Origin of the sequence: Rhizobium sp. WW_1 (assembly GCF_003610155.1) — a bacterium.
In the GTDB taxonomy this organism is placed as follows: Bacteria; Pseudomonadota; Alphaproteobacteria; order Rhizobiales; family Rhizobiaceae; genus Rhizobium; species Rhizobium tropici_A.
The window spans coordinates 277,949-304,821 of sequence record NZ_RAIN01000001.1 but is presented as its reverse complement, the minus strand read 5'-3'; the positions used below and the strand labels follow the sequence as shown (position 1 = coordinate 304,821).

General features: G+C 60.0%; 29 protein-coding genes. 16 read left to right on the top strand and 13 right to left on the bottom strand.

The genetic code is table 11. The features are described from left to right. Positions 1-38 precede the first annotated feature (38 nt). On the bottom strand, positions 39-932 hold the full coding sequence (locus BJ928_RS01460) for an alpha/beta hydrolase (RefSeq protein ID WP_047627247.1): 894 nt from the start codon (positions 930-932) through the stop codon (positions 39-41). A gap of 180 nt (positions 933-1,112) precedes the next feature. Then, positions 1,113-3,158 carry a lytic transglycosylase domain-containing protein gene (locus BJ928_RS01455; RefSeq protein ID WP_047627246.1) on the bottom strand — a complete coding sequence of 682 codons (2,046 nt, stop codon included), beginning with the start codon at positions 3,156-3,158 and terminating at the stop codon, positions 1,113-1,115. Positions 3,159-3,375: 217 nt separating this feature from the next. Here BJ928_RS01455 and dapA point away from each other — a divergent pair, with 217 nt between their 5' ends. Further along, entirely contained in the window at positions 3,376-4,260 is an 885-nt protein-coding gene (gene dapA / locus BJ928_RS01450) for a 4-hydroxy-tetrahydrodipicolinate synthase (protein ID WP_047627244.1), read from the top strand. Between the two features lie 134 nt (positions 4,261-4,394). Further along, positions 4,395-4,874, top strand: a complete 480-nt coding sequence (smpB, locus tag BJ928_RS01445) for an SsrA-binding protein SmpB (protein WP_047627242.1) — start codon at positions 4,395-4,397, stop codon at positions 4,872-4,874. Positions 4,875-4,974: 100 nt separating this feature from the next. Here smpB and BJ928_RS01440 read toward each other — a convergent pair whose 3' ends face one another. Beyond that, a complete protein-coding gene (locus BJ928_RS01440; RefSeq protein WP_047627241.1) occupies positions 4,975-5,562 on the bottom strand; it encodes an NYN domain-containing protein in 588 nt (195 codons plus the stop codon). Between the two features lie 312 nt (positions 5,563-5,874). Here BJ928_RS01440 and rpoZ point away from each other — a divergent pair, with 312 nt between their 5' ends. The 11 genes from rpoZ to recO all read left to right on the top strand — a co-directional run bounded on the left by rpoZ (position 5,875) and on the right by recO (position 15,227). After that, positions 5,875-6,273, top strand: a complete 399-nt coding sequence (gene rpoZ / locus BJ928_RS01435; RefSeq protein ID WP_047627240.1) for a DNA-directed RNA polymerase subunit omega — start codon at positions 5,875-5,877, stop codon at positions 6,271-6,273. A 100-nt stretch (positions 6,274-6,373) separates the two neighbouring features. After that, positions 6,374-8,596 carry a bifunctional (p)ppGpp synthetase/guanosine-3',5'-bis(diphosphate) 3'-pyrophosphohydrolase gene (locus BJ928_RS01430; RefSeq protein WP_047627238.1) on the top strand — a complete coding sequence of 741 codons (2,223 nt, stop codon included), beginning with the start codon at positions 6,374-6,376 and terminating at the stop codon, positions 8,594-8,596. Positions 8,597-8,788: 192 nt separating this feature from the next. Then, a complete protein-coding gene (locus BJ928_RS01425) occupies positions 8,789-8,938 on the top strand; it encodes a DUF3563 family protein (protein ID WP_082011744.1) in 150 nt (49 codons plus the stop codon). 221 nt (positions 8,939-9,159) lie between these two features. After that, positions 9,160-9,747, top strand: coding sequence for a DUF2062 domain-containing protein (locus BJ928_RS01420; RefSeq protein ID WP_047627236.1), 588 nt, complete (start codon positions 9,160-9,162; stop codon positions 9,745-9,747). A 38-nt stretch (positions 9,748-9,785) separates the two neighbouring features. After that, a complete protein-coding gene (gene acpS, locus BJ928_RS01415) occupies positions 9,786-10,190 on the top strand; it encodes a holo-ACP synthase (RefSeq protein WP_047627234.1) in 405 nt (134 codons plus the stop codon). Between the two features lie 114 nt (positions 10,191-10,304). Further along, entirely contained in the window at positions 10,305-11,048 is a 744-nt protein-coding gene (lepB, locus tag BJ928_RS01410; protein ID WP_047627233.1) for a signal peptidase I, read from the top strand. Then, positions 11,045-11,764, top strand: a complete 720-nt coding sequence (gene rnc / locus BJ928_RS01405) for a ribonuclease III (RefSeq protein WP_047627231.1) — start codon at positions 11,045-11,047, stop codon at positions 11,762-11,764. Before lepB ends, rnc begins: the two co-directional genes overlap by 4 nt. 135 nt (positions 11,765-11,899) lie before the next feature. Further along, positions 11,900-12,844 (top strand): GTPase Era, encoded by a 945-nt coding sequence (gene era / locus BJ928_RS01400; protein WP_047627229.1) that lies wholly within the window; start codon positions 11,900-11,902, stop codon positions 12,842-12,844. Between the two features lie 85 nt (positions 12,845-12,929). Next, positions 12,930-13,685, top strand: coding sequence for a Crp/Fnr family transcriptional regulator (locus BJ928_RS01395; protein WP_047627227.1), 756 nt, complete (start codon positions 12,930-12,932; stop codon positions 13,683-13,685). Positions 13,686-13,906: 221 nt separating this feature from the next. Next, positions 13,907-14,389: a response regulator gene (locus BJ928_RS01390; protein ID WP_245432213.1), complete on the top strand. Its 483-nt coding sequence runs from the start codon at positions 13,907-13,909 to the stop codon at positions 14,387-14,389. A 58-nt stretch (positions 14,390-14,447) separates the two neighbouring features. Beyond that, on the top strand, positions 14,448-15,227 hold the full coding sequence (recO, locus tag BJ928_RS01385) for a DNA repair protein RecO (RefSeq protein WP_047627224.1): 780 nt from the start codon (positions 14,448-14,450) through the stop codon (positions 15,225-15,227). Between the two features lie 15 nt (positions 15,228-15,242). Here the strand turns inward: recO and BJ928_RS01380 are convergent, their stop codons facing one another. The 4 genes from BJ928_RS01380 to BJ928_RS01365 form a co-directional block, all read right to left on the bottom strand. Next, entirely contained in the window at positions 15,243-16,223 is a 981-nt protein-coding gene (locus tag BJ928_RS01380; RefSeq protein WP_147413879.1) for a DUF4375 domain-containing protein, read from the bottom strand. Positions 16,224-16,527: 304 nt separating this feature from the next. Further along, positions 16,528-17,376: an MOSC domain-containing protein gene (locus BJ928_RS01375; RefSeq protein WP_047627223.1), complete on the bottom strand. Its 849-nt coding sequence runs from the start codon at positions 17,374-17,376 to the stop codon at positions 16,528-16,530. Between the two features lie 9 nt (positions 17,377-17,385). After that, positions 17,386-18,024: an HD domain-containing protein gene (locus tag BJ928_RS01370; protein ID WP_047628712.1), complete on the bottom strand. Its 639-nt coding sequence runs from the start codon at positions 18,022-18,024 to the stop codon at positions 17,386-17,388. 85 nt (positions 18,025-18,109) lie between these two features. Next, positions 18,110-20,869 (bottom strand): DUF2339 domain-containing protein, encoded by a 2,760-nt coding sequence (locus BJ928_RS01365; RefSeq protein WP_047628711.1) that lies wholly within the window; start codon positions 20,867-20,869, stop codon positions 18,110-18,112. A gap of 292 nt (positions 20,870-21,161) precedes the next feature. On the opposite strand from BJ928_RS01365, the gene BJ928_RS01360 reads away from it, so the two are divergent. The 3 genes from BJ928_RS01360 to BJ928_RS01350 all read left to right on the top strand — a co-directional run bounded on the left by BJ928_RS01360 (position 21,162) and on the right by BJ928_RS01350 (position 23,065). Beyond that, positions 21,162-21,500: a hypothetical protein gene (locus tag BJ928_RS01360; RefSeq protein WP_047627221.1), complete on the top strand. Its 339-nt coding sequence runs from the start codon at positions 21,162-21,164 to the stop codon at positions 21,498-21,500. Positions 21,501-21,648: 148 nt separating this feature from the next. Beyond that, positions 21,649-22,161, top strand: a complete 513-nt coding sequence (locus BJ928_RS01355; protein ID WP_047627218.1) for a superoxide dismutase family protein — start codon at positions 21,649-21,651, stop codon at positions 22,159-22,161. A 271-nt stretch (positions 22,162-22,432) separates the two neighbouring features. Beyond that, positions 22,433-23,065: an EF-hand domain-containing protein gene (locus BJ928_RS01350; protein ID WP_245432212.1), complete on the top strand. Its 633-nt coding sequence runs from the start codon at positions 22,433-22,435 to the stop codon at positions 23,063-23,065. Between the two features lie 57 nt (positions 23,066-23,122). Here BJ928_RS01350 and BJ928_RS01345 read toward each other — a convergent pair whose 3' ends face one another. From BJ928_RS01345 to BJ928_RS01315, 6 genes are all read right to left on the bottom strand, one after another. Beyond that, positions 23,123-23,656 carry a tyrosine phosphatase family protein gene (locus BJ928_RS01345; RefSeq protein WP_047627216.1) on the bottom strand — a complete coding sequence of 178 codons (534 nt, stop codon included), beginning with the start codon at positions 23,654-23,656 and terminating at the stop codon, positions 23,123-23,125. Further along, positions 23,653-24,270: an HD family hydrolase gene (locus BJ928_RS01340; protein WP_047627215.1), complete on the bottom strand. Its 618-nt coding sequence runs from the start codon at positions 24,268-24,270 to the stop codon at positions 23,653-23,655. The genes BJ928_RS01345 and BJ928_RS01340 overlap by 4 nt, the downstream gene beginning before the upstream one ends. Then, positions 24,267-25,106, bottom strand: a complete 840-nt coding sequence (locus BJ928_RS01335; RefSeq protein WP_047627214.1) for a folate-binding protein YgfZ — start codon at positions 25,104-25,106, stop codon at positions 24,267-24,269. Before BJ928_RS01335 ends, BJ928_RS01340 begins: the two co-directional genes overlap by 4 nt. Positions 25,107-25,283: 177 nt before the next feature. Next, positions 25,284-26,033, bottom strand: coding sequence for a hypothetical protein (locus tag BJ928_RS01325; protein WP_047627213.1), 750 nt, complete (start codon positions 26,031-26,033; stop codon positions 25,284-25,286). A gap of 16 nt (positions 26,034-26,049) precedes the next feature. Further along, positions 26,050-26,307 (bottom strand): hypothetical protein, encoded by a 258-nt coding sequence (locus BJ928_RS01320; RefSeq protein ID WP_034507811.1) that lies wholly within the window; start codon positions 26,305-26,307, stop codon positions 26,050-26,052. Positions 26,308-26,411: 104 nt separating this feature from the next. Next, positions 26,412-26,846 carry a TIGR02301 family protein gene (locus tag BJ928_RS01315; RefSeq protein ID WP_047628710.1) on the bottom strand — a complete coding sequence of 145 codons (435 nt, stop codon included), beginning with the start codon at positions 26,844-26,846 and terminating at the stop codon, positions 26,412-26,414. Positions 26,847-26,873: the final 27 nt, after the last annotated feature.

Sequence of the window (26,873 nt, the reverse complement as noted above, 5' to 3'; positions counted from 1 at the left end):
TGCTTTGCCTAGATATCGAGTGGCGAGAGCGCTTTCGGTCAAAACTCCGATATGAAAGACCGGATCGCATCCGGAATATCGGCGAGATGCAGAATGGGGGCATGACCTTGCCCTCTCGCGATCTTGATGACCATGCCCGGATGGCGGCTTGCCATCTCATCCGTGGTGCTCTGGACCAGAAGCTTCGAGTTTTCGCCGCGAATCACCATCAGCGGGATATCCTGAAACCCTTGGAATTGCGGCCAGAGGTCCGGAATCGGCGCCTCCAGATCGAGCGCCTGCATCTGCGCGGCGATGGCGGGATCGTAGTCGGGAACCGGCTTGCCGTCGCGAGGCGCATAGATTGCAAAAGCCATATCCCGCCAGTCGTCTTCGCTGAGCGCACTGAAGGCGCTTCCGTGATTTTCCCGCAGGATTTCGACCGCATCGTCCCAATCGGAAGGCTTCTTGTCCCGGTTGAGATAATCGCGAATATCCGCCAGTCCCCGCTTTTCCAATACCGGGCCGATATCGTTGAGTATGACCGCCTTCAGGATGTCGGGACGGCTCGCTGCGATGACATGCAGGACCAAGCCGCCGCGCGATGTACCGATGAAGATGGCGTGTGGCAGCGCAAGCGCGGAGCAGACCGTCAGCACGTCCTGGGCCTCAACCACGAGATTGTAATGGGACTTGTCCGCATCCCATTCCGATGCTCCCCGTCCGCGGGCGTCGAGCGTGATCACCCGGCGCGGATTGGCCGCATCCCGTGACAGAAGCAGCGCCAGCTGATGAAAATCCCTCGAGTTGCGCGTCAGCCCCGGTAGGCAAAAGATGGCGGGCCGCATCCCGGTCGCTGCTTCGTCGCCGACATAGTCGCGGACATGAAGCTTCAGCCCGTCCGCGGCCGGTATCGTCCTGGCAAGGAAACCGCTTTCATCATCGCTGCGCATGCGTCATCCCTCGTGCTTGAAATATCACGCGGGATGTAACGTCATTTTCCGAGGCCGCACAACCGCATTGCCCGCCTAGAGCATGTCGCGCAAAAGTGCGCAGCGGTTTTGCGACAACGATATGCGAAAAATCAAGAGCTTAAAGCGCAAGGAGCGAATCTTGGAGATCGCGACGCGCTTTTAGCCGCGGCCGCTGACCAGATCGTGTACGATGTCGGCCTTCTGTCCGAGCCGTGCCTTGTAGACCTGATAGTTTTCCATCACCCGCTGCACATAGTTGCGGGTCTCGGGGAAGGGGATGCGTTCGATCCAGTCGATTACGTCGTCGAGCGATTTGCCGCGCGGATCGCCGTAGCGGCCGATCCATTCCGGCACTTTGTTCGGCCCGGCATTGTAGGCAATGAAGGTGAGTATGTAAGATCCGCCGAACGTATCGATCTGTTCGCCGAGATAGTGGGCACCGAGCGTGGCGTTGTAGCCGGCATCCTGCGTCAGCTTGTCGGCGGAGTAGGACATGCCGTGCCGACCGGCAACGGCCTTTGCCGTCTTCGGCAGCAATTGAAGCAGGCCGCGGGCATTGGCGGAGGAAACGGCAGCCGGATTGAAGGCGCTCTCCTGCCGGGCAATGGCATAGGCGAGCGCCTTGCCGGAGCCTGAAATATTGGCATTGTCCGGAATGACGCCGATCGGGAAGGCGAGCGCTGCGACGTCGACGCCGCGTCCATAGGCGATCTTGCCGATCTGCAGCGAAAGCTGGTGATTGCCGGAGCGCTCGGCCCGGGCAGCCAGCAAGGCAACCTCGCCGGGGCTATCAAGCTGTTTTGCCAGGGCGCGGTAGAGCGCATCGGCACGCCAGCCGTGTCCAGCGGCCTCAAGCCGCGAAATTGCCTGGACGGCCTCGCGGTCCTGGAAGCGCTGGCGATCCGTCCCCGACGGCGAGGGATAGGTCACGTTCAGGGTGCGGCGACCAAGCTTCTCGGCGGCGAGCTGACCGTAGAAGGTGCTCGGATAGGAGGCGGCCTTCGCATAGAAATCGGCAGCCTTGCCGGGGCCGCCGGCCTCGGCGGCGCGGCCGAGCCAGTACCAGCCGCGCGATTGCGAGATCGGCCCGTTCGATACCTGCAGGATCTTGCGGAAATGGATCGCGGCGTTCGTACCGTCCTGCAGGCCGCGCAGAGCGTACCAGCCGGCATGGAATTCGGCCTCGCCGACATCCTGCGGGCTTTCCGCGACGCTGGCATCGACGATGCGGTAGGCGGACTTGAAATCGCCCTGATCCACCAGGCCGCGGCTGACGATGCGCTGCTCGCTCCACCACGCGCCGGGGCTGACGAGCACACTGCGATCCTTCGGCATTTGCGCCAGTAGGTTAGCGGCGTCGTCATATCTGTTCTGGCGGCGCAGGTTTTCGATCCGCATGAAGAGATAGGCGGGGTCCTTGCGCCACTGCGCGTCGACGGCTGTTATCAGTCCGTCCGCCTTCGGCGAGCGGTCGTTGACTGCGGCCCAGGCCTTGTAGAGCGACTGCGCCCTGCCGAGATCGCCGAAGCGCTTGGCTTGGGCGGTTCGGTCGCGGTAAAGGAGGTAATCCATGCGCGCCTTGTGATCGGCAGGCGAAAGCAGGCTTGGGAACTCGGCTAGGATCTTGTCCTCGAGAGACTTGTCCAGCGGTTCGTTGCGCCAGATCTTGCGGATCAGAGCTCCCGCCCGTGCCGACGAGCCACGTGCCATCAGCGCGCGAGAGAGGATGATGCTGCCTTCCACGGTCTCCGGCTGGGTGTTGCCGAACGCGGCAAGCACCTGATCCGTCGCCGGGTTTTCATTGTAGAGTGCCCGTTCGGAATTGGCCCGCAAACTGCCGAGCCCCGGCCAGCCGACAAGCTCGCGGGCGGCAGCGGCAATTTCCCCGGAAGGAATGCCCGGCTGGCCCGAAGTGGCGATCGCCCAAGTCAGGATATGGCGATCGAGCGTACCTTCTCCCATGCTATTGCGGATGGCGAGCGCCTGCATCGGGTTCTTGTTCGAAAGGGCGTCGAGACCTGCCTTCAGATCGCCGCTGACTGGCAGAACGGCGCCATTGCGCGGGATGGCGGCCGTGCTCATCGGGTCCGTCGCCATGGCGACGTCGGCGCGTGCTGGTGCCTGCTGGCTGGTAAGCTGCGAGGCAACCGCCCCCCAGGCAACCGCCAAGCCCACCGCGGTCCAGATCATGACGGGTTTCTTCATTCGGCTACTCACAAAACAAATAAGCCCTTTCCATTTGCCAAATGCTATATTAACGAAACCTTACCGGTGGTCCGAATTTCAATCAATTATGATATCGGAAACTGCCCTCTACCATTCAAAGCGTGCTTGTCGCCGTCAAGCCGGCGCTTTATGGTGCGCGGATTCATAACCATGGATTGCGGCTGAAGCATGAAGGCAGCGCCGCTAGGAGACTTGTATGTTCCAGGGGTCCATTCCCGCACTCGTTACGCCCTTTACTGACACCGGCAAGGTGGATGAGGCTTCCTTCGCCTCACATGTCGACTGGCAGATAAAAGAGGGCAGCAAGGGATTGGTGCCGGTGGGCACGACGGGCGAATCTCCGACCCTGTCGCATGATGAGCACAAGCGCGTCGTCGAGCTCTCCATCGAGATTGCCAACAAGCGTGTGCCGGTGATGGCGGGAGCGGGTTCCAACAATACCCGCGAGGCGATCGAACTGGCGCAGCACGCCGAAAAGGTCGGCGCCGATGCGGTTCTGGTCGTGACGCCCTACTACAACAAGCCGACCCAGAAGGGCCTTTACGCGCATTTCGCGGCCGTTGCGGAAGCCGTGAAATTGCCGATCTATATCTACAACATTCCCGGTCGCTCGGTGGTCGACATGTCGCCGGAGACGATGGGCGCGCTCGCGAAATCCTATTCCAATATCGTCGGCGTCAAGGATGCAACCGGCAAGATCGAGCGCGTATCCGAGCAGCGCATCAGCTGCGGTCGCGATTTTCGCCAGCTTTCGGGCGAAGATGCCACCGCGCTCGGCTTCAATGCCCATGGCGGTATAGGCTGCATCTCGGTCACGGCCAACGTCGCGCCGCGACTGTGCGCCGAATTCCAGGCGGCGACGCTGGCCGGCGATTATGCCAAGGCTCTGGAATATCAGGATCGTCTGATGCCGCTGCACAAGGCGATCTTCCTGGAGCCGGGCCTCTGTGGCGCCAAGTATGGTCTTTTCCGCCTTGGCCGCATGAGCCGCAACGTGCGGTCGCCGCTGCTGTCGACCCTGGAGCCGGGCACGGAGGCTGCGATTGATGCAGCCATGCGCCATGCCGGCATTTTGAACTGACGGCATTTTGCGCCTGTTGCCGAACTCTGCAAGGCCGCTCTCTTCACAAGGAGGGCGGTCTCGCTTATTTAGGGGGCAGGAACGCAGCGCATCTCTGGTTGCTGCCGAAATGACGCAAGAAAAGAAGAAGAATCATGGCACCCAAAGGCAGCCAGCGCGTAGTGAACAGGGTCGTGGCGGAAAACCGCAAAGCTCGCTTCAACTACGAGATCATTGATACCTATGAGGCGGGGCTCGTGCTGATGGGCACTGAGGTCAAGTCGCTGCGCGAGGGCAAGGCCAATATCGCCGAGTCCTATGCTTCGGATGAAGGTGACGAGATCTGGCTGATCAATTCCTATCTGCCGGAATACCTGCAGGCGAACCGCTTCAATCACGAGCCGCGTCGCCGACGCAAGCTATTGCTGTCCAGCCGCGAAATCGGCCGGCTGCGTTCTGCCATCAATCGCGAAGGCATGACGCTGGTGCCGTTGAAGATCTATTTCAACGACCGGGGCCGCGCAAAGCTCGAATTGGCGCTCGCCAAGGGCAAGAAGCTGCACGACAAGCGCGAATCCGAGAAGGAACGCGATTGGAACCGGCAGAAGAGCCGCCTGCTGAAGGATAATGGCTGACGCGCATCGCGGTCGCTCGGATGGGCTTCCGACGCTTTAGATCATCGATTTCCCGTGCGTTGGCGCGGTAAAGCCGCCGTGCACCTGTTGTCGACTGATCTCAGTGCTCGTCGGAATCGGCGGTGGCGTGAGTTGGCTCGACGTTGCGTGGCGTGCGCTCCGAGGCTTCCCTGCCGATCTCGGCCTTCAGCGATACGAGATCGATGAAATGGTCAGCCTGCCGGCGCAGGTCGTCGGCGATCATCGGCGGTTGAGTGGCCATGGTCGAGATGACCGAGACCTTTCGTCCGCGGCGCTGAAGGGCTTCCACCAGGGTGGTGAAGTCGCCGTCGCCCGAAAAGATCACCAGATGATCGACGGTCTCGGATTGCTCCATGGCATCGATCGCCAGTTCTATGTCCATGTTGCCCTTGATCTTGCGGCGCCCCATGGAATCGGTGAATTCCTTCGCCGGCTTGGTGATGACCTTGTAGCCGTTATAGTCGAGCCAATCGATCAGCGGACGGATCGAGGAGTACTCCTGATCTTCGATAAGGGCCGTATAGTAATAGGCGCGCAGGAGATATCCGCGTTTCTGAAATGCTTTCAGGAGCTTACGGTAATCGATATCGAAACCGAGGCTCTTGGATGCAGCGTAGAGATTGGCGCCATCTATAAAGAGTGCAATTTTTTCGCGTGGGTCAAACATCGCTTACATATCCACTGTTATAAAAACGTAATCACTTCATTCAAAGGCTAGCTAAAACAATGCCTTGCAGGGCGCTGCAGAATAATTCGTATTACTTTATGAATTATTCATATAATCGAGATTTAGGGCACGAAATGCGATATTCCAAGCAACCAAGGGTAGAAATAGCGAATTGACTGGACTAATTTTAACACTTCTAAGACGGGGTGCGAAGGCACTCAATCAGGAAAAACTTGAATTTGCCATCGTTTGCTTGTATCGGCGTGCTACTCCGAGACATGATGACGACATCACGACCGCAAAGGACAGGCAATGGCCCGTGTCACAGTAGAAGATTGCATTGATAAAGTTGAGAACCGGTTCGAGCTCGTGCTGCTCGCCAGCCACCGCGCCCGCCTGATTTCGCAGGGCTCCTCGATCACCATCGATCGCGACAACGACAAGAACCCGGTCGTCGCGCTGCGCGAAATCGCCGACGAGACGCTGTCGCCTGACGATCTCAAGGAAGACCTGATCCATTCGCTGCAGAAGCACGTCGAAGTGGACGAGCCCGAGCCCGATCCGGCAAGCCTCATTGCAGCCGGCGCTTCCGCCACCAGCGAAGAGGAAGAAGACCTGCCGGAAACCGTCACTTTCGACCAGATGTCGGAAGAGGAACTGCTGGCCGGTATCGAAGGCCTTGTTCCGCCGGAAAAAAGCGACGATTACTGATCGTCGAGCTTGATGCTCCGGGCAGGAGCGATATGATGGCAAGATGCGTGCGCCGGTCACATGACTGGCGCGCTTTTGTTTTTGCGGGAGTAGCTTTGGAATGATGCGGCAATACGAGCTTGTTGAGCGCGTGCAGAAATACAAGCCAGATGCCAACGAAGCTCTCCTCAACAAAGCCTATGTCTATGCGATGCAGAAGCATGGCCAGCAGAAACGTGCCAGCGGCGATCCCTATATTTCCCATCCCCTCGAAGTTGCTGCCATCCTGACAGATATGCGTCTGGATGAATCGACCATCGCGGTCGCTCTTCTCCATGACACGATCGAGGATACGACGGCCACGCGCGCCGAAATCGACGAGATGTTCGGCGAGGATATCGGCCGCCTGGTCGAGGGCCTGACGAAGATCAAGAAGCTCGACCTCGTCACCAAGAAGGCCAAGCAGGCGGAAAACCTGCGCAAGCTGCTTCTCGCCATCTCAGACGACGTGCGCGTGCTTCTCGTCAAGCTCGCCGACCGCCTGCACAATATGCGCACGCTCGATCACATGTCGCCGGAAAAGCGCGCCCGCATTTCCGAGGAGACGATGGAAATCTATGCGCCGCTCGCCGGCCGCATGGGTATGCAGGATATGCGCGAGGAGCTGGAAGAGCTTTCCTTCCGCCATATCAACCCGGAAGCGCATGACACCGTCACCAAGCGGCTTGAGGAGCTTTCCCGCCGCAACGAGGGGCTCGTCAAGAAGATCGAGACCGAGCTGCGCGATCTGCTCGTCGCCAACGGTCTTGCCAACGCTATGGTCAAGGGCCGCCTGAAGAAGCCTTATTCTGTCTTCCGCAAGATGCAGTCGAAGTCGCTCTCCTTCGAGCAGCTTTCCGATGTCTACGGCTTCCGTCTCCTCGTCGACGATATCCCGTCCTGCTACCGGGCGCTCGGTATCGTGCATACACGCTGGCGCGTCGTTCCCGGCCGTTTCAAGGACTATATTTCGACGCCGAAGCAGAACGACTATCGCTCGCTGCATACGACCATCGTCGGTCCTTCGAGCCAGCGCATCGAGCTGCAGATCCGCACGAAGCGTATGCATGAGATCGCCGAATTCGGCATCGCCGCCCACACGCTCTACAAGGACGGCACCAACGGCAATGGCGAAACCGACCTGGCGTCGCGCGAAAGCAACGCCTATTCCTGGCTGCGCCACACCATTGAGGCGCTGGCCGAGGGCGACAGCCCGGAAGAATTCCTCGAGCACACCAAGCTCGAACTGTTTCAGGATCAGGTCTTCTGCTTCACGCCCAAGGGCAAGCTGATTGCCCTGCCGCGCGGCGCAACGCCGATCGATTTCGCCTATGCCGTCCACACCAATATCGGCGACACCACGGTCGGCGCCAAGATCAACGGCCGTATCATGCCGCTGGTAACGCGTCTGAACAACGGTGATGAAGTCGAGATCATCCGCTCGGGCGTGCAGGTGCCGCCGGCCGCCTGGGAAGAAATCGTCGTGACCGGCAAGGCGCGCGCCGCCATTCGCCGCGCCACCCGCCTTGCCATCCGCAAGCAATATGCCGGCCTCGGCCACCGCATTCTGGAACGCACCTTCGAGCGTGCCGGCAAGGTCTTCTCGCGCGATGCGCTGAAGCCGGCCCTGCATCGCCTCGGCCAGAAGGACGTCGAGGATGCGATCGCCGCCGTCGGACGAGGCGAGATGTCGTCGCTCGATGTCCTGCGCGCTGTCTTTCCCGATCATCAGGACGAGCGTGTGACCGTGAAGCCTGCCGGCGACGAGGGCTGGTTCAACGTGCGCAGCGCTTCCGGCATGATCTTCAAGATCCCCGGCAAGAACAAGGCTGATGTCTCCGACGGCGCTGATCTCGACGCGCCGCCGATCCGCGGCATCTCTGCCAATGTCGAGGTGCATTTCGCGCCGACGGGCGCCGTTCCGGGTGATCGCATCGTCGGCATCATGGAAAAGGGCAAGGGCATCACCATATATCCGATCCAGTCGCCGGTCCTGCAGCGCTTCGATGATGAGCCGGAACGCTGGATCGATGTGCGTTGGGATCTGGACGAGGCAAACAAGTCCCGGTTTGCCGCGCGTATCCTAATCAATGCTTTGAATGAGCCGGGCACGCTGGCGAAGGTGGCGCAGACCGTCGCCGACGTGGACGTCAACATTCGTGTGCTCAATACCGTCCGCGTCGCCGCCGATTTCACTGAGATGGCCCTCGATGTCGAAGTCTGGGATCTGCGCCAGCTCAATCAGGTGCTGGTCCAGCTCAAGGAGCTCGACTGCATCGCGACGGTGAAGCGCCTTTACGAGTGAGGTTGCACGACCTCACTCTCGATCCGGGGCGGGCTGCACATTTTGTGATCATTTTATGACCAAAAACGAGCAGCTTTCGGGATTGATATGCATAATACGCATGGCTGAGTGTATTTTCGAGCGGTGGTAATTAACCCTTGCCAGGCCTATCTTCTGGTCGTTGAAGAAACGAAACTGAGAAGAGAGAAGACAATGTTTACCCCGATCAAGAAAATCGCCCGCGCCCTGCGTGTCCCGAGTGTTGAAGAGCGCGAAATGGCTTACCTGAATGGTTCGCATGACCGTTTTGACCTTGAATATCGTCAGCGCCAGATCGACCGCGGCCTGTTCCGTATGCGTTAATCGCCTTTAATACTTTCAAGACCAGGAGGGGCGCGTCGTTGTTGCGCCCTTGGAGCATCCCGATCTTGCGGGATTGCTTCCCGCGAATGAAGAGGGCGCCCACTTTCTGCTGCCTGTGCAGCCGGCGTTCCAAAAAAGGGCCGTACTTTCGGTTCTTAATCAGTGCGTGATATGTTTGGCCGCTCTTGTCATGACGGCCCCCCTTGCACTAGATAAGCCGCATGCTATTTCGTCGCCGAAAACCACTGACATTCAAGGAAAAGTTGCGGGAACACCTTTGGCCCCGCAAGGGTTTCGTCCGCTCGTTTCAATATTTCGGCAAGCGCCTCGTTCGCCTTGCCGCTTCGCCGCATTCGGTTGCGGCCGGTTTTGCCGCGGGTATTGTCGTATCCTGGACGCCGTTCATCGGTGTGCATTTCGTGATGGCGATCGTCATCGCTTATCTGGTCGGCGGCAACGTCATCGCGTCGGCGCTCGGCTGTCTGGCGGCGGGCAACCCCATCACCTATCCCTTCATCTGGGCGCTCACGTGGGAAATCGGCCATCTGATCCTGTCGCGCGACAGCGGCGGACAGGGCGGCAGCATCGATCTGCCGGCATTGTGGCACAAGGGCGACCTCTCGCAGATCTGGGACCCCGTTTTGAAACCGATGCTGATCGGCGGCATTCCGCCTGCCATCGTGACCGGCGTGATCGTCTATGCGCTGACCTATTATGGCGTGAAGACGTTCAAGACGCGCCGCAAGGAGCGCCTGATGGAGCGCGCCCGCGAGCGGCTGGCGCTTGCCGAAAGCGCATCGAGCGTCTGACGGCCTGACCTCGTCCGGGCCGCCAGGAGGGCCTTCCCATGATTATCGGCATCGGCAGCGACCTCATCGACATCCGGCGGGTGGAAAAGACGATCGAGCGTTTCGGCGAGCGCTTCACCGAGCGCTGCTTTACTGACATCGAGCGGGCCAAGTCCGAGGGCCGCAAGAACAGAGCCGCCTCCTATGCCAAGCGCTTTGCCGCCAAGGAGGCCTGTTCCAAGGCCTTGGGCACCGGGCTTGCGCAGGGCGTCTTCTGGCGCGACATGGGTGTCGTCAACCTGCCAAGCGGCAAGCCGACGATGCAACTGACAGGCGGCGCCGCCGAAAGGCTGGCCGCCATGCTGCCAGCAAATCATCGCGCCGCCATTCATTTGACGATAACGGATGATTTTCCTCTTGCTCAGGCTTTTGTGATCATCGAGGCGCTGCCGATCGACGGCTGAATCTCCGCCGTGTGTTGCTTTTGGCGTCCGCGCCATTGCCGCGATGGTGTGAAGCGAGTAGACAGTGCCAGAATGCAAGTGCGCCGGTGGGGTGCGAAAAAGGAATAAGACTGCGTGTCCGAGAAAGCCGTAAAACAGCAGAACGCCCTGTGGGAGAACATCAAGGTCATCGTTCAGGCGCTTGTCCTGGCCATGATCATCCGCACGTTTCTCTTTCAGCCATTCACCATTCCGTCCGGCTCGATGATGCCGACGCTTCTTGTCGGCGACTATATCTTCGTCAACAAGTTCGCCTATGGCTATTCGAAATATTCGATGCCGTTCTCGCCGGATCTGTTCAGCGGCCGCATTTTCGGCAGCGAACCCCAGCGCGGCGATGTCGTGGTCTTCCGCTTCCCGCCCAATCCGGATGTCGACTATATCAAGCGCGTCATTGGCCTGCCCGGCGACCGCGTCCAGATGAAGAATGATATCCTCTATATCAATGGTCAGGCCGTGCCGCGCGAGCCGCATGGCACATTCGCGTCGGATTACAGCCAGGAGCCGGGCGACCATATTGCCGTCTACAGCGAGCGTCTGCCGGACGGCAAGGTCTATGACACGCTGGATCTTTCGCCGAACTCGCGTGGCGACAACACCCAGGAATATGTGGTTCCGCCGGGCCATTACTTCATGATGGGCGACAATCGCGACAATTCCGACGACAGCCGTTTCGATGTCGGCTATGTGCCGGCTGAGAATCTGATCGGCCGCGCCAGCATCATCTTCTTTTCGCTGGGTCACGACACCTCCTTCCGTGAAATCTGGAAGTGGCCGACCAACATGCGTTGGGATCGTATCTTCAAGGTTGTCGAATGACGAAGGCGCAGACGCTCTCCCAGGCGGATCGTGCCAGGCTTGAGGCTGTCATAGGCTACGAATTCGCCGAAAAGGAGCGTCTTGACCGGGCGCTGACACATGCCAGCGCCCGCACCCACAAGACGGGCAATTACGAGCGGCTGGAATTTCTCGGCGACCGGGTTCTTGGCCTGTGCATCGCAGAGCTGCTCTTCAAGACCTTCGGTGCGGCGACGGAAGGCGAGCTTTCGGTTCGCCTCAACCAGCTCGTCAGCGCTGAAACCTGCGCCGAAGTTGCGGATGAAATGGAACTGCATCTTTACATCCGCACGGGCGCCGATGTGAAGAAGCTGACCGGCAAGCGCATGCTCAACGTGCGCGCCGACGTCGTCGAAAGCCTGATTGCCGCGATTTATCTGGACGGCGGCCTTGAAGTGGCCCGGGCCTTCATCCTGCGATTTTGGGAGAGCCGCGCCATTCGGCCGGAAGGCGCGAGGCGCGACGCCAAGACGGAATTGCAGGAATGGGCACATGCGAAATTCGGCGTCACTCCGATCTATCGGGTTGATGATCGCAGCGGACCGGATCATGATCCTCGCTTCACGGTGACCGTGGAAGTAAAGGGAACGACGCCCGAGACGGGAATAGAGCGCTCCAAGCGTGCAGCCGAACAAGTGGCCGCGACGCGTATTCTGGAGCGCGAAGGTGTATGGCAGCCTCAATTGACTGAGAAGTAACTGCTAGAGCATGATGCCGAAAAGTGTCACGGGATTTCGCACGACATCATGCTCTACTTCTTTGAGTTTGGAGCGGATTCGGATTTTAGGTCAGTTCGATCTAAAATCATCCGACTCTAAGGAATGACGGAAAAAATGAGCAATCAGCAGGACACGCCCGCCGAAGACGGCGCGGTTGAACATATCGGCCCGACGCATTCGGGTTTCGTGGCTCTCATCGGCCCCACCAACGCCGGCAAGTCGACACTGGTCAACCGCCTCGTGGGCGCCAAGGTCTCGATCGTCAGCCACAAGGTGCAGACGACACGCGCGATCGTGCGCGGCATCGCCATCCATAACAATGCGCAGATCGTCTTCATGGATACGCCCGGCATCTTCAAGCCGCGCCGCCGGCTCGACCGCGCGATGGTGACGTCGGCCTGGGGCGGCGCCAAGGATGCCGATCTTATCATGTTGCTGATCGACAGCGAACGTGGCCTGCGTGGCGATGCCGAAGCCATTCTGGAAGGGCTGAAGGAAGTCTCTCAGCCAAAGATTCTGGTGCTGAACAAGATCGACCGCGTTCGCCGCGAGGATCTTCTGGCGCTTGCCGCCGCCGCCAACGAGAAGATCGCCTTCGAACAGACCTTCATGATCTCGGCGGAAAATGGCTCTGGCTGCGATGACGTCATGGATTATCTGGCGAAAACCCTACCGGAAGGGCCCTGGTATTATCCGGAGGATCAGATTTCGGATCTGCCGATGCGCCAGCTTGCCGCCGAAATCACCCGCGAAAAGCTGTTTCTGCGCCTCCACCAGGAGCTTCCCTATTCCTCGCATGTCGAGACGGAAAAATGGGAAGAGCGCAAGGACGGGTCAGTTCGTATCGAACAGGTGATCTATGTCGAGCGCGAAAGCCAGAAGAAGATCGCTCTCGGCAAGGGGGGCGAGGCGATCAAATCGATCTCGACCGCATCGCGCAAGGAGCTTTCCGCGATCCTGGAGCAGCCAGTGCATCTCTTCCTCTTCGTCAAGGTCCGGGAGAATTGGGGAGACGATCCCGAGCGGTTCCGGGAAATGGGGCTCGACTTCCCGCATTGATGGAACTTTGCACCCCTGAATGCTTTATATTACAGCGGTTTATCGGGCAGATCGCCCAGGCCGCTGCAACTCAGGGGAGCGTTTCATGGCAAAAGCTGCAGCGACGATGCATGGGCAACGTACTCCATGCCAACAGTGTCCGCTAAAGTCCCTGCCGCATTTTCGCGCGTTCGAGCGCGACGAGCTGAATTTCATCAGCAGTTTCAAGAAGGGCGAGCTTCTTGTCGATGCCGGCGCGACGATCTTTCTCGAAGGCGCGCACAGCGCCCATCTCTTCACGATTCTGTCGGGCTGGGGGTTTCGTTACAAGACGCTGGAGGATGGACGCCGGCAGATTCTCAACTATGTGATGCCCGGTGATCTCATCGGCCTGCAAGGCTCGATCATGGGCGAAATGCAGCACTCCACCGAGGCGCTTTCGCCGATCTCGCTCTGCGTCTTCGAGCGCACCGAGTTGATGACGCTCTACAATTCCCACCCGCCTCTTGCCTTCGATCTGACCTGGATCGCAGCGCGCGAAGAGCGGATTCTGGATGAGCACCTGCTCAGCATCGGCCGCCGTTCGGCGGTCGAGCGAGCCGCCTATCTGATCGCATATCTGCATCAGCGCGCCAGCGCGCTTCACTTGTTCAACGGCCGCAAGGTCATTCCGATCACGCAGCAGCACGTCGCCGATACTCTGGGTCTGTCCGTCGTTCATACCAATAAGACATTGAAAAAGCTGGCAGCTCGGAAACTGCTTGTCTGGCAGGAGCGGGGCTGTGAAGTTCTGGACGGTGACGGGCTGGCCGAACTCGCCGGCTGGGACGGGCTCGATTCGGGCAAGCGTCCCTTCATTTGAGCGCGTGATCTTCCTGCAAGCATCATGTCTTTTTTAAATGCTGACGGCACCTGTATCAGCATAGATTATTGTCACGGTCACTTTTCCACCAGTTTCACCTTTTACTAACCCCGGCGGCAAAAGCGATTGGAGCACGTCGACGAGCCCGTAGTACCGCGGTGCAAAAAGTGCGAAGCGGTTTTGGAGGCAAGGTCATGTCACAAGAGACTGAGCCGGCACGGATGGGGAAAGCCATCCATTCAATACGGGCCGATGATTGGCGCCGGAGGGATCGATGTGGGACTTTTTACGTGGAGCGCCAACCGGCGCGGGCATGCAAGGATGGCGCTGATATGACGTTTCGGCGCGTCCTTATTTTGGAAGACAATCTCATTATTGCGATGGAAGCGGAAGAAATACTGCACCTCGTCGGGATTCAGCAGGTTGAGATTGCTTCGAATCTGGAACAAGCGGTCAACGCTGTTCATTCCGAACATTATGATTTCGCGATGCTCGATGTGAATCTCGGGGAGTCGACAAGCTTCGGCTTCGCTCGATTGCTGATGGAGCGCGGCATCGCATTCGGCTTTGTCAGCGGCTATTCCGATACACTCGATTTTCCGGCCGATCTGCGGCATGTGCCGCTTTTGAACAAGCCCTTCGACGAACAGGCCATGCGTCTCTTCGTCGAGACGTTAGCGGGCGGCTCTTCCCTCGCCATGTGACAGCGGCAGCCATTTATCCTAAACTCGAATCACAAAAATCTCTCAAGGCAACCGGCCGATGCAATGGCAGGACCATGCGATCATTCTGGGTGTTAAACGTCTCGGCGAGAGCAGTGTCGTCGCCGAGGTGATGACGCGCGCCCGTGGCCGCCATATGGGGCTGGTGCGGTCAGGCCGTTCGCGCGCCATGCAGCCGGTGCTGCAGGCCGGCAATCTCGTTGAACTCACCTGGCGGGCAAGGCTGCACGAGCATCTCGGCGAGTTTCGCATGGAGCCGGTTACGCTCCGCGCCGCGCGACTGATGGAAACCGCGACCGCCGTCTATGGCGTGCAGGCGATGGCCGCGCTGCTGCGGCTGTTGCCGGAACGCGACCCGCATCCGCATCTCTACGACGCGCTCGATGTCATCCTGGAAAATCTGCAAAATCCGGCCGACGCCGGCGAACTCTTCGTCCGCTTCGAGCTTGCCGTGCTGAACGATCTCGGCTTCGGCCTCGATCTGACTGAGTGTGCGGCGACCGGCGTGCGCGAGGATCTGGCCTTCGTCTCACCCAAAAGCGGGCGTGCCGTTTGCCGTGCTGCCGGCATGCCCTGGGCCGACAAGATGCTGGCGCTGCCGCCGTTTCTGACGACCGGAACCGTGATCGCAGCGGATCGGGAAAGCCTTGCTGCCGCCTTTCGCCTGACCGGTTTCTTCCTGCATCGCCATGTCTACGAACCACGCGGCATAGAGATCGCGGCAGCGCGTGATGGCTTCATGCAGGCTGCAATGAAGGCGGTTGCACTGGTCTCGGAAGAAAAGCCGGCCGGCGCGACTATCGTGGCAATAGAGCGCTGAGGCCGCTCTGCGGTCTCAATTCGGAAGAATCCCCTGCTTCTTTGCATAGGCGGCAAGCGCTGTCGGGATATCTTCGCTGTCAATGGCGTCGCTGAATGAATTGAGCTTGTCATCCCATGTGTTCCATTCATGTTGAAAGGAAACGCGGCGGCGCTCTTCCGTCGAAACCGGATAGGGCTTCGGAAACATGGCGATGGCCGTCTCGATCATGGCCGCAGCATCATTCTCGCCCACGTCACGCAAGGCCTGCGGGACATATTCGGCGAAAGCCCCGCTGGAATTATAGAAGAATTGGTGTGTCCCGCCGTTAAAGACCTCGCCTATCAGGATGATCAGGACATAGGCCGTGCGATAGTTCGGCGGCATGGTTTCTATCCGTGCCTTGATCTCGGCGGTCCCGCCAAAGCCGGATGGCCCTGGCAGCAATTGATCCTGCAGGTATGATAGGCGCTGCTCGTCGGTAAGGGTCTCGCGCGCATGCTTCAACGCGGCCGCGATGGCCGGATCGCGTGCGACATAGGCCTCCAGTTCGGCGCGAAACGCCCTCTTGTTCGCAAGCTTCGTTCCGAGTTCCCGCAGTCTGGTGTCGACGGCTGTGGGCGGCTTCGAAAGATCGGGCACGATGCCTTCCTGGATACGCAGAAAGCTCTGGGCAAAGAAATCCGAGCGCACCTTGTCGTCGACCGGATAGTTTGGTCCGAAGGCGGCTATCGCTTCCGCAACGACTTCGGCGCGATCGGAGAAGCCGGCCTCCTGCAGGGCGACGAGCAACTGTGGCGCCAATGTTCCGGCAGGAGCGCTGAAATAGCCATGCAGCCCCTCGGTCGAGGCGTCGTATGTGTATTCCCCAAGGCCAAGAAGCAGCCGCAAGCGCTGAATAGATGCGGGATCGCGGCTCATTTCCGCGAGGTAGCGATCCCGCCCGTTCGCGATGAGAAGCCCCAGATTGGGCGGGTAAGCAAGCGACAGGACATCGTAATCCGGAATGTGCTGCAAGGAACCCTCTTGAAATCGATAGCTGTCCTCCGAGGAGGCGTCTTGCGCGACGCTCGGGGCGACAACTGTTGTGTTGAGGATGACAAGGGAAAGGATACAGGCCGCTGCCGCCGAAAGATGATTTGGCTGTGTTGGGGCATTTAAGCCAATCGAGCGGAGGAGCGATTTGATGAACAAGTCTGGCTCCCGTTCCGGGCTTGGCGCGACAGCATGCGGTTTGGCAATAGTTTTGACATACCGAATGCTTGTACTAGCTAGGGGAATCCCGGCCTCGTCAAGCGGGCAGTCCCGAATTATCAGGCATTTACCTACGCTTCAGCGCCCAGCCTTCCGGCCGTTCCTCAAGCACCGTTACCGTGTCGCCGATCTTCACCGTGCCTTCGCCGCGCGGCACCGTATTCCAGCCGAAGAGCGGGCCGGGGACGCGCCGGTCGGCGGACATGCGGATGCGGCCCATGGCGGGCATGGGATTCGGCACGTCGCGCGAGCCGGTCTGCTGATCCTGCGTCGTCATGATGCAGCGGGCGCATGGCTTGACGAGATCGAGGCGAATACCGCCGATCTCGATCGCCGCCCAGCGATCCTCGGGCCATTCCTCGTCGATATCGATGACGATGTTCGGGCGGAAGCGCTCCATGCCGACAGCGCCTTCGCCGTGGCTGGCAAGATTGGCATTCAGCGCCTTCAGCGAGCCGGTGGTCGTGACGAGGATCTGGAATCCGTCGGCAAAGCTAACAGGCGTGTCCTCGCCCGCCCATTCCGGGCTGGCAATACGCTTGGCAAGTCTGTCGAAGAACACCATCTTGACTTCGCGATCCAGCCAGGCCGACAGCGCCTTGTTGGTTTCCTCATCCGCAACGGAGGCATTGACGGCTGATTTCCAGACGACGATGTCCATGCGGTTGTCGGGGTGCGGAGGCGGCACGATGATATCGGGCTTGCCCTCCATCTTCAGACGCAGATGGGAAGGCGCCGGCTGGATATCGATCCGGGCCAAGGCCTGCAATTCGCGCTGGGTAATGAAGTTGCCCGAGGGGTCGACCAGCATGGCGCGTCGATCCCCCGCAAGGCCAAAGGCGTCGATGGTTGCCGACGGAATGGCGATGCCGCGCGCGCTCTTGACGGGATAGATGAAAAGATCGCTGACGCGCATGGATAGCCCTCAGATTTCGTCGATGAACATTGCCAGCACGGTCTTCAGCCGGTCATGCCGTGCCTCGGCAAATTTGGCCCCGGTCTCGGTCTGGAAGCCATCCGCCAGTTTGAACAGCTTTGTCTCGAAATGGTCAATGGCGAAGCGCTTGTCGTCAAGAGGCCGCTCGCTTGCCAGCGGATCGAAGGGGTCGTAGAGGCCGGAGCCGAGACGCCCGGCAATGTAGAAACAGCGGGCAGCGCCGACCATGCCGATCGCATCCAGCCGGTCGGCATCCTGCAGGATCTTCGCTTCCAGCGTCTCCGGCGGCAGGTTGGCGGAGAAACTGTGCGTGGTGATCGCATGCGCTGTCGCAGCTATATCCTCTTCCGCCCAGCCGAGCTCTCGCAGGATGCCCGAGGCCTTCTCGGCCGCGAGCCGCGAGGCCTGCGTGCGATGTGGCGAATTCTTTTCCACTGCAACGCAATCATGCAGCAGCACGGCGGCGGCGAGAATGCGGGCATTGCCGCCTTCCTCAGCCTGGACCGCCATGGCATTACGGAAGACGCGCAGGATATGGGCGATATCGTGCGAGCCGTCGTCGCCATCGGCGGCATGGGGGATGAGATCCGCAGCCAATGCTTCGAACGGGGCAAAAGCCCGCGCCATCTTGTCGGTATTCATCGTCGAGCTCGTTCCGGAATGATCAATAAGCAGGTTCTTTCCTCCTACCGGGCGAATGGATTCGCCGCAATCATTCCGTTGCCTTCTTGCGCGTCAGGATCTTCTGGTAGAACAGGCCGATGCCGATCAGCACGGCGCCGAGGCCGATGAAGGACAGCGCCCGCAGGAAGCCTTCGAGGTTTGCCATGTCGATCAGGAAGGCCTTGACGACGGCGATGAAGACCAGCACCGCCGAGGCGATGCGCAGGCTCCTTGCCTCGAAGCGGGCGCCGAGCCCGAGAAGCGCAATGCCGATCAGCAGCCAGACGACGGAGTAAGAGTAGAGCTCTCCCTGAATGAAGCCGTTCCAGAAGGGAATATATTCGCCCTGCCAGAAGCGGCGCACCGACAATGTCGCCCACGCGAAAGCCATGACGGCCGCCGCGACTGCCAGCATGCTGACATAGGGCACGGGACGCCGATTGCGGGCAAAGAGCGCCAGCCCGCCATAGGCGACAGCGGGCAGGAGGTAGGCGAGCAGCAAAAGATTGAAGAGCGAGATACGGCCCGTGCTCTCGCCTGTCATGAACGGGTTCAGCCCGAGCAGATGCAGCGTGAGGATCATGACGACCGAGATGACGCCAAGCGCCATGCCGCCGTAACGGAAGACAGGACTTGCCGCGCTCAGATCGAGCGCCATCAGCGTCGCGGAGGCGCCGATCGCCAGCAGCGTGTAGATCGACTGCTCGCCAAGCGTCGGAACCGCATCGTTCAGGACGCCGCCGTTCATGGCATGGCGTACGAGGATGGCAATGGTCAGCAGCACGAGGAAAGAGGCGAGCGCCTGCAAGGCATTGCGCAGCCGCGGGCTCTGCGAGTGACGGGTGATGAAGGCCGAGAGGACCGCAAGCGCCGCCGGAATGCCGTAGCCGGCAAGCAGCATGTTGAAGACGGGCGTCGTGCCGAGCTCCGAGGGATCGACGATCGTCGGCTGCCAGGCGATGCGCCCCATGGCGATAACCAGTGCTGCAACCATGGCCCACGGCAGAACGGGCCAATTGCGCAAGCGTCCCGCCAGCAGATAGACGAGACCGAGGACCGGCAGCAGGATCGTTGCAGTGGCATGATGTGCAAGCGTATGCAGGGCGAAGACTGCGGCGGCAAAAGAGCCGACAGCAAGGATGTTCGTCGGCATGCTCAGCCCTTCGCCGCCGCGGCGATCCTGCCATTCCGCAAGCGCGATCAGCACGAGGGCCAGCCCGATTCCGTAAAGCCCGTGCAGCCAGTCGACCGTCCAGTTGCCGAAATTGACGAAGCTGATGGTGGCGATCGCCAGCGGCGTGGCGGCCATGACCAGGCTCCAAAGCGCCGCATAGGGTTTTTCTTGGCCCGCGAAGCGCCGGAGGAAGAAGGCGCCTATCAGCACAAAAAGGGCGCCGAGGCCGAGGACCTCATAGAGCACCGTGCTCTCTAGGCTGACGGTGCCGTTCGTGCTGCCGGTTTCGATCCCGGCGATCCAGTTGGTCAGCACGCCGGACGTGCCGACGACGGCGACGAGCGCGGAGAGGATCGTTGCCCAGGCCGCTTGCAGGCGGCCGGCGCCGAAGGCCGCAACAGCTGCAACGATCGCCGCAAACATGAATGTCGCGTCGACAATGGGATATCCCTGCTGAAGGCTGTAGGTGATGAGGCAGAGCGACACCGTGAGCGCGCCGACCGCCGCCGTCAGCGTCATGCCGAGTGGCTGTCGGGTCAGAAATGCTGCCCATTCCATGCCGGCACCGGGTCGTGGAGGCGTATCTTCGGCGCGCGCTGTAACAGCGTCTTCGTTCATTGCTTCGGAGACCGGGTAGCGGTCGGGCCACAAGAAGATGGTGCCGGCCATCATCGCCAGCATGGAAAGCGTAACCGGCGTCAGATCGACGGCTGGGCTAAAGGTAATGTAGAGCAGGGGCCAGAGGCTCAACAGTCCATTGGCGAAGGACGGGGCGATCAGCCAGCGCCGCAGGCGCGATGCCAATAGGGTGGCAAGCCAGGTCAGAACGAGATAACCGAAGAGAATCCAGGGCCGTGGCGCGTTCGATGCGATCAGGGCGGGGGTCGCCATCGATGCCAGCAAGCCGAGTCCGGCAAGCGCCTGTCCGTGCAGGAGCGAGAGGCCGAGCGTCGCAAGCGAGATCAGGGCAAGGATAAGGAAGGCCGGGGTCGGCCCGATGAAGCCGTAGATGGCATGCGCCGCATAGGTGGAGCCGAACAGGGCGACAACGCCGGCGGCTGTCAGCACGCCGGGGATCATCGCATTTTGAAAGGCATTATCCAGAACCGGCGCGATGCGGCGACGGATCACTTCACCTGCGCCGATCAGGATAAGGCCGAAGAGTGCCGCAAGGATCAGCCGGACGCCCGGGCTGAGGAGACCGCTCTCGATCGAATATTTGACCATGAAGATGGCGCCAAGCGCCAAGGCGATGCCGCCGACCCAGACGGCCCAACGCGCGCCGATCGTGCTTTCCAGGCTTTCCTTGCCTTGGGCGGCCATCTGGCTCGCAAGAGGAGCTGCCGTTGCCTCGGCCGCATCCGCGGTGTCGCGTGCGGCGAGGGCGGGTTCTTCGCTCTCGGGTTCGGAAACCTCCTCGATCGCGGCTTTCGGCACGTCCTCGACAGGCTGCTCGCCGGTGCGAACCACTGAATCCGCCACAGGAACCGATTCGCTCGCATCCGCAGCCAATACCTTGCCCGTGAGCGCGTCTTGCAACTCCTGAACGCGCGCTTCCAGGCGCTTTATCCTCAGATTGTAGCCTCGCAGCACCAGAATGCCGACAATCAGGATGACGAACGGCAACAATTCCATCATGTCCTCTCCATGGCGATCCATCGCACCATATACGAAACCATTCGCCCGATAAGGCTAGATAGTGGGATTCGCCTATGATTCCAGGGGATTATACCGAACGTGGCTACGAGTTGCCGCAAAGAGACATTAGGGAGACCGGATTTACGAATTGGGAACTATGGTTAATAGCCATTAATAATTTGTCTTTACCGGCAACGCGAAGCAGCTTAATAGCGGTTCATAGTCCAACTCTGAATGTATTGCGTACAAACGACGTCGCATGAGGCGGCTCCTACCTCAGGAGGTTTGTATGTCCCATGTTTCTTCCGTAACCAATGGCTCGTATCCTTATCGTGGCACTCTATCGCGCCTCGATGCGAACGGTGACGGCCTTCTAAGCCAAGAGGAGCGCGCGGTGGACGATCGCCCCGGCATTCTCGCGGCTGATAATGCCGGCGCTGCTGCTGATAGTTCGAACAATGCACTGAGCGGCCTTGTCGCCAAGCTTTTGCAGTTGCCGAGCGCCGATACCGCCTCCACGGCCAGGTCGCCCGAATCCAATGTCAATTTCGATCTGGATTTGATGTCGCCGATGGATGCCTACAACAGCACCTATGGCCAGTATGACCTCGGCAGCATAGCAGCCTGACGAGCCTCATAGTTCGATGATTGGGTGGTCTGTCGGCGCGCCGGCGAGCCATCCTATCATGTTGATGTCAGTTCATTTTCCCGATTGCTGGAACACTCGCGCCTGCCATGCGTTGGACAATTGCCACGCAGAACAGGGAGGGCCTTCCATGAAACGGATGATGATCGTTGCAATTCTTACTCTTGCCGCAGCCATGCCCGCGGCAGCGCAAACCCAGAACCAGAATACCGCCACCGCCGATTTTATTGGCTCCGATGGCAAGCAGGCCGGGCGAGCGACCTTGACCGAAGGCAAGAAGGGCGTGCTCATCGAAATGGAAGTGACCGGCTTGCCGGTCAATCGCTGGGTCGCCTTCCACATCCATGAGAGTGGCCATTGCGATCATGCGCACGGTTTCGAATCGGCCGGCGGCCATTTCAATCCGACGAAAGCGGAGCACGGTTTCCTCGCCGCCAATGGGCCGCATGCCGGAGATATGCCCAATCAGTATGTCGATCAGGATGGCAAGCTGCGAGCCCAGGTGTTCAACGGCATGGTGTCGCTGAACGGCAAGGACGGTATCCGCGGTCGGACACTGATGATCCATGCCGATTCCGACGATTATCGCAGCCAGCCCGTCGGCGGTGCCGGAAAGCGCCTGGCATGCGCCGTCATTCAATAGCGAGACGGTCGATAGAAGCGCAAAAGTGATTCGGGCATTGCTGTGGCGGGCGCTCAAGCAACGGTTGTTCCGACTGGATGAGAACCCACCCGCAATATGATTCGATAGCTGTCAATTATGGTTAATGGTGAGTTAACACCAATCTTCAATCGGCAGGGCAAAAGGACCTATTCTACCCGCAGATGACTAAGCGTGCCGGGGTCAATTGAACACGCGATGGCATTTGCCGTAGGAGATTTGGATGAGCGGGGTTTCTTCAATTGGAAGCAGCATGACGGCTGCCTCGTACAGTCCCCTGGATAAAAATCAGGACGGCGTCGTGGATGCTCAGGAGTTGGAGGCGGCGGCACAGTCTGGCCTGCTTTCGGCGAGCATTGCCAACGACGAAAACGACGACGGCAGCAGCGATCCGAGCGCCACGGATGTCTTTTCCGGCAATCTGGCGTCGATGCTGTTGCAGATGCAGCAGAACAGCCAGTCGAGCAGTTCGACGTCGACGGACGGCTCTTCCAGCGAATCCCCCATGGATCAGCTGTTTGCCAGCCTCGACACCAACCAGGACGGCACGATCTCGCAGAGCGAATTCGTTGCCGGGCGGCCGCAGGACATGAGCGAGAGCGATGCCGAGGATCTGTTCAAGAGCCTGGATACGCAGAATACCGGCTCCTTGACCAAGGATCAGTTTGCAGAAGGTCTCGATGTGCTGAAGTCGTCGGATGCTTCGGCGGCCGACATGGTATCGCTGGAGCCGAGCACGAGCGACAGCAATCCAACGGATTCTGCGACGCTCGCCGAGGATCAGGCGCTGGATGTCTTCCTGAACGATATGCAGAACCCGTCGTCGCTCTACCAGAACACCTATGGCCAGTATGACCCGGATCAGACGGATAGCGTCGCTGCGTGATTGCGGTGGTCGATTGTCATGAAATGAAAGGAGATCGCCGAACGCGATCTCCGTCTCTTAGGCGCCAGCGCCCAATTCGGCCAGAGGCAGCATGAAAGGCGCGTTGCCGTCCGCATCGGCGCCACGGCCGATCTCCTTGACTGCGGCAACCAGGCGTCCCCGGCGTCCGAGCATGTCGTCTGCGATGGCGACGAGGCGGGCGTTCGGCGTGGCAAAGGGCGAGCTTGCGCGCAGGCGACGGGCAAGCGCCAGATCATCCTGCTCGGGGTGAACGGCCAGGGCCGCAATCAAAGCCGCCGCCGGCGAGCGGGAGACGCCCATCCAGCAATGGATGAGCAAAGGCGCGCTTCGATCCCATCCGACAGCGAAATCGATGATGGCGCGCACATGCGTTTCCTGAGGAGCGACGAGATCGCCCGTTCCGGCGAAGCTGATGTCATTCATAGTGAGGAGCAGATGCCGGTCCGCCCTGATGACGGCCGGCCGGTGAAAGTTCTGCTCCTTCGCCATCAGGCTGATCATCTCGTGAGCGCCATGACGAACGGCGATTTCGGCGATGCGTGCAAGCGGCGATACGAGGATCGCTGTCACGCGCCGATCCTCATGGCGGCACGTTCTGCCTCGATCGCCTCGAAGCGTTTGAGGAACAACCGCTGCGCTTCGATCGCCGGCATGGGGTCGATCGGCAGCATCTCGCGCGTGATGTCACGCGGCTGGCCGAAGAATTTGCGCGCCTCCTCCGGCGAGAAGCCAGCAAGCAGCGTCGCCTCGAAATAGGCCGAGATCGTATCGGCCTTCTTGATCTTTTCCTTGAGCCGCGGTGCGCAATGCGGGGGCAGGGCGAACCGCCGGTAGACGGCGGCCTCCAGCCGCTTCTCCACGAGCTTGTAATCGCCGCCGACCACCGACTTGAAGGGCGATATCATGTCGCCGATGACATATTCGGGCGCGTCATGCAGCAGTGCTGCCAGCAATTCGTCGGGAGTAGCGGGATTGAGATGGCGAAAGATCGCTTCGACGACAAGGCTGTGCTGCGCCACCGAGAAGGCGTGATCGCCTGATGTCTGCCCGTTCCAGCGGGCAACGCGGGCAAGCCCGTGCGCGATATCGCTGATCTCGACATCGAGCGGCGAGGGATCGAGCAGGTCAAGCCGGCGTCCGGATAGCATGCGCTGCCAGGCGCGCAGGGGCTTGGCCGATATCATGCAGACGCCTCGTCGGTGCCAGCCGGAAACGAGAGCCCGGACCAGGCCGGAAGCGACACGGTGACATCGACGTCGTCAGCCTTGATCGAAACCTTTTCGGCGATCGCTTCACCGGCCCGATCAATGCGGACGATGGCGAGGCCCATCTTGCCGGCGGTCGAGCCGAGCGTGCCGATCGGCTTGCTGCCGACAGTCAATTCCGTGCCGGAAGCGGGCAGTTCAGCGCTACCCTCGACGGTAGCGACGCGTCTGCGCGCCGTGCCGCGATGATGCATGCGGGAAACCACTTCCTGGCCGATATAGCAGCCTTTCCGGAAGCCCAACCCGCCGTTCAGATCCATCAGCACATCGTGCGGGAAGGCGTCCTGCAACGCGAAATCACGGCCCGAAACAGCGATGCCGTTGGCAATCCGCAACGCGTCATAAAGTGCCTCGGGGTCGCTGCCATGCTCGCCGGGCGTGCGCGTCAGCACAATTCCAGCCTTGGCGAAGCGACTGTCTTTCGGCCCATCGGCTGCGTCATCTCCCCATGCCACCGTGACGCCCTGTATGTCTTCTGCGACGAAATCGACCTTGGCCCGCAGGCGATACATGGTGAGCCGCTTGAGCAAGCCCTCCCGCTGCGTCGCGTCGGTTTCGAGCAGAAAGCCGGGACCGTCCCGCCAGATCATGAAGTCGAACAGGATCTTGCCCTGCGGCGTCAGCAGCGCACCCGGGCGCGCTTCGCCGACGTCAAGCGAGACAAGATCGGTGGTGATGAGATTATGCAGGAACGTCTCCGCCTCCGCGCCGGTGATGCGGATGAAGGAACGCTCTCTCAGGAATACGGCTGGCATGATGATTCCGCTGATTTGGCCTGAAGCACGTCGCGATCTCTGACATTCGCTTCCGGCACTTCAGGTCTTTGATCTCACGCATGTCTTGGTCGCAAAACCGCTGCGCACTTTTGCGCGACATGCTTCATCACGCAGAGGTAGGGCCTTCGGCGGGGAACCGCAAGTTCCCCGGCTGGATCATTCGCCCGAGGTGAAGAATTTCCAGCGGCCGTCCGGCGTGATACCGACGCGATAGAAATTATAACCGCCGAATTCCAGCATGTCGGCATAGTCGCCGGCCGTCACGATACGCATCAGATCGACCTTCTCCGGCGTGGAGAGCGTCTTGATGTCCTTCTCGGCGAAATAGGGCCAGACGTAGACTTCGTCGGGTGTTCCCTGGCCGACATGGGCAAAGCCGGTCGACATGATGTCGAGGAGGATGGACAGGATCTCGATACCGTCGGGATCGCCCGAAAGGTCATGCAGCGTCTTGATCGGATCTTCGCCGGGATCGTCGGCCGTGACCTGTGTCTGCTTCAGGCCGCCACCGATGTTCATCAGCGGGCGCAGGCGCTCGAGATCGCCGGAAGCGGCGGCCTCCACGATCGCGGCGCGGAGCTTCTTGACCGGCTCGGGGGCCTTGTCGATGTCAAAGAGGAATTCGACGGATTTATTGGCATTGGAGGCGTCGCCGCTGCTCTGGCCGGCCTGCTTGTTGATCAGCGGATCGGGCATCGGAAGCGCGTTGTTGGCCGGTGCTTCCAGCGCCTGCTCGATCGGCTTTTCGTTCTTCTGCTGTGCTGCGTCTTTCGCCTGGGGGGCTGGCGGATTGAGTTGAGAAAAGGCGCTTGCCGGTAGCGGCAAGGCGGTGCTGCCCAGAATGAGGGTCACGGCAGCCAGTGAGGCAATGGAACAGGAGAGCGCATTGCCTGGAAATTTACGCATAAGCAATCTCTGGTGGTTATTGCAGGGTTCGGTTCGGAGAAAATTCACCCGCGAGCATGCGTTCGCGCAGCGATTCGAGCAAGGCTTCGGCGCCCTGTTCTCCCTGAATCCGGATCGTCTCGCGAATCGCATGGGCAATAGCGGCATCTGCGATGATCTCAGGCTCGATGCCGTCAGCCATACCGTCGGCCCAAGCTTCATTCTGGTATTCCAGCGCTGCCTGCATCTTTTCATGAACGATCATGTCGTCGATTTCGTTCAGGCTGGTTTCCATTGTTTCTTTCCTCGAGACGTTCATGTCCTTACCACTTGCTTAATAACTCTATCAGCCTTTTCCCAAAACGACACGGCTCGGTATGAAAAGAGGTTAATAAATCGTCAATTTCCAAAGCGTGCGGTGATTTCTGTCGCCAGTGTTGCACCTTCGTTACGGTATCGCTCTTCGGCAACAAGGGCCTGCGGCGTGCAATTCGTGTAAACCGATGCAAAGGACCGATATCCACGGTTGAAGGCCGCGGTCAGCCTTTCTTTTCGCTTCGGCTCGCTCTTGGTTTCCGTGTCCAGCAGCTGCTGCATATCGCCGCGCCAGCCGTCTTCCTGCGTCGGGCTGCAGAGATTGCGCAGATAGTCGATCGAGCCGAGAATTTCGGAGAGCCGGGATAGTTGTGCGTCGTAAGGAGCCGGCTGCTCGGCATTCGCGCTATCGGGCGCCTGCGCCGGCGGCACGCTGGCTGCCGGCTGTGCAGCAGCGGGAAAGGCTGCGGCAAGCGCGATGCAGATCAGAAGCGGTCGGCCAAGCTCGTTATGAATCATGTAACCATGTTGACCGGACAAGCATGA

Bases quoted from the DNA above. Each gene is read 5' to 3' on its own strand.
- BJ928_RS01460 (WP_047627247.1), bottom strand. From the start codon at position 932: ATGCGCAGCGATGATGAAAGCGGTTTCCTTGCCAGGACGATACCGGCC.
- BJ928_RS01455 (WP_047627246.1), bottom strand. From the start codon at position 3,158: ATGAAGAAACCCGTCATGATCTGGACCGCGGTGGGCTTGGCGGTTGCC.
- dapA (WP_047627244.1), top strand. From the start codon at position 3,376: ATGTTCCAGGGGTCCATTCCCGCACTCGTTACGCCCTTTACTGACACC.
- smpB (WP_047627242.1), top strand. From the start codon at position 4,395: ATGGCACCCAAAGGCAGCCAGCGCGTAGTGAACAGGGTCGTGGCGGAA.
- BJ928_RS01440 (WP_047627241.1), bottom strand. From the start codon at position 5,562: ATGTTTGACCCACGCGAAAAAATTGCACTCTTTATAGATGGCGCCAAT.
- rpoZ (WP_047627240.1), top strand. From the start codon at position 5,875: ATGGCCCGTGTCACAGTAGAAGATTGCATTGATAAAGTTGAGAACCGG.
- BJ928_RS01430 (WP_047627238.1), top strand. From the start codon at position 6,374: ATGATGCGGCAATACGAGCTTGTTGAGCGCGTGCAGAAATACAAGCCA.
- BJ928_RS01425 (WP_082011744.1), top strand. From the start codon at position 8,789: ATGTTTACCCCGATCAAGAAAATCGCCCGCGCCCTGCGTGTCCCGAGT.
- BJ928_RS01420 (WP_047627236.1), top strand. From the start codon at position 9,160: ATGCTATTTCGTCGCCGAAAACCACTGACATTCAAGGAAAAGTTGCGG.
- acpS (WP_047627234.1), top strand. From the start codon at position 9,786: ATGATTATCGGCATCGGCAGCGACCTCATCGACATCCGGCGGGTGGAA.
- rnc (WP_047627231.1), top strand. From the start codon at position 11,045: ATGACGAAGGCGCAGACGCTCTCCCAGGCGGATCGTGCCAGGCTTGAG.
- era (WP_047627229.1), top strand. From the start codon at position 11,900: ATGAGCAATCAGCAGGACACGCCCGCCGAAGACGGCGCGGTTGAACAT.
- BJ928_RS01395 (WP_047627227.1), top strand. From the start codon at position 12,930: ATGGCAAAAGCTGCAGCGACGATGCATGGGCAACGTACTCCATGCCAA.
- BJ928_RS01390 (WP_245432213.1), top strand. From the start codon at position 13,907: ATGGGGAAAGCCATCCATTCAATACGGGCCGATGATTGGCGCCGGAGG.
- recO (WP_047627224.1), top strand. From the start codon at position 14,448: ATGCAATGGCAGGACCATGCGATCATTCTGGGTGTTAAACGTCTCGGC.
- BJ928_RS01375 (WP_047627223.1), bottom strand. From the start codon at position 17,376: ATGCGCGTCAGCGATCTTTTCATCTATCCCGTCAAGAGCGCGCGCGGC.
- BJ928_RS01370 (WP_047628712.1), bottom strand. From the start codon at position 18,024: ATGGCGCGGGCTTTTGCCCCGTTCGAAGCATTGGCTGCGGATCTCATC.
- BJ928_RS01365 (WP_047628711.1), bottom strand. From the start codon at position 20,869: ATGGAATTGTTGCCGTTCGTCATCCTGATTGTCGGCATTCTGGTGCTG.
- BJ928_RS01360 (WP_047627221.1), top strand. From the start codon at position 21,162: ATGTCCCATGTTTCTTCCGTAACCAATGGCTCGTATCCTTATCGTGGC.
- BJ928_RS01355 (WP_047627218.1), top strand. From the start codon at position 21,649: ATGAAACGGATGATGATCGTTGCAATTCTTACTCTTGCCGCAGCCATG.
- BJ928_RS01350 (WP_245432212.1), top strand. From the start codon at position 22,433: ATGACGGCTGCCTCGTACAGTCCCCTGGATAAAAATCAGGACGGCGTC.
- BJ928_RS01340 (WP_047627215.1), bottom strand. From the start codon at position 24,270: ATGATATCGGCCAAGCCCCTGCGCGCCTGGCAGCGCATGCTATCCGGA.
- BJ928_RS01335 (WP_047627214.1), bottom strand. From the start codon at position 25,106: ATGCCAGCCGTATTCCTGAGAGAGCGTTCCTTCATCCGCATCACCGGC.
- BJ928_RS01325 (WP_047627213.1), bottom strand. From the start codon at position 26,033: ATGCGTAAATTTCCAGGCAATGCGCTCTCCTGTTCCATTGCCTCACTG.
- BJ928_RS01320 (WP_034507811.1), bottom strand. From the start codon at position 26,307: ATGGAAACCAGCCTGAACGAAATCGACGACATGATCGTTCATGAAAAG.
- BJ928_RS01315 (WP_047628710.1), bottom strand. From the start codon at position 26,846: ATGATTCATAACGAGCTTGGCCGACCGCTTCTGATCTGCATCGCGCTT.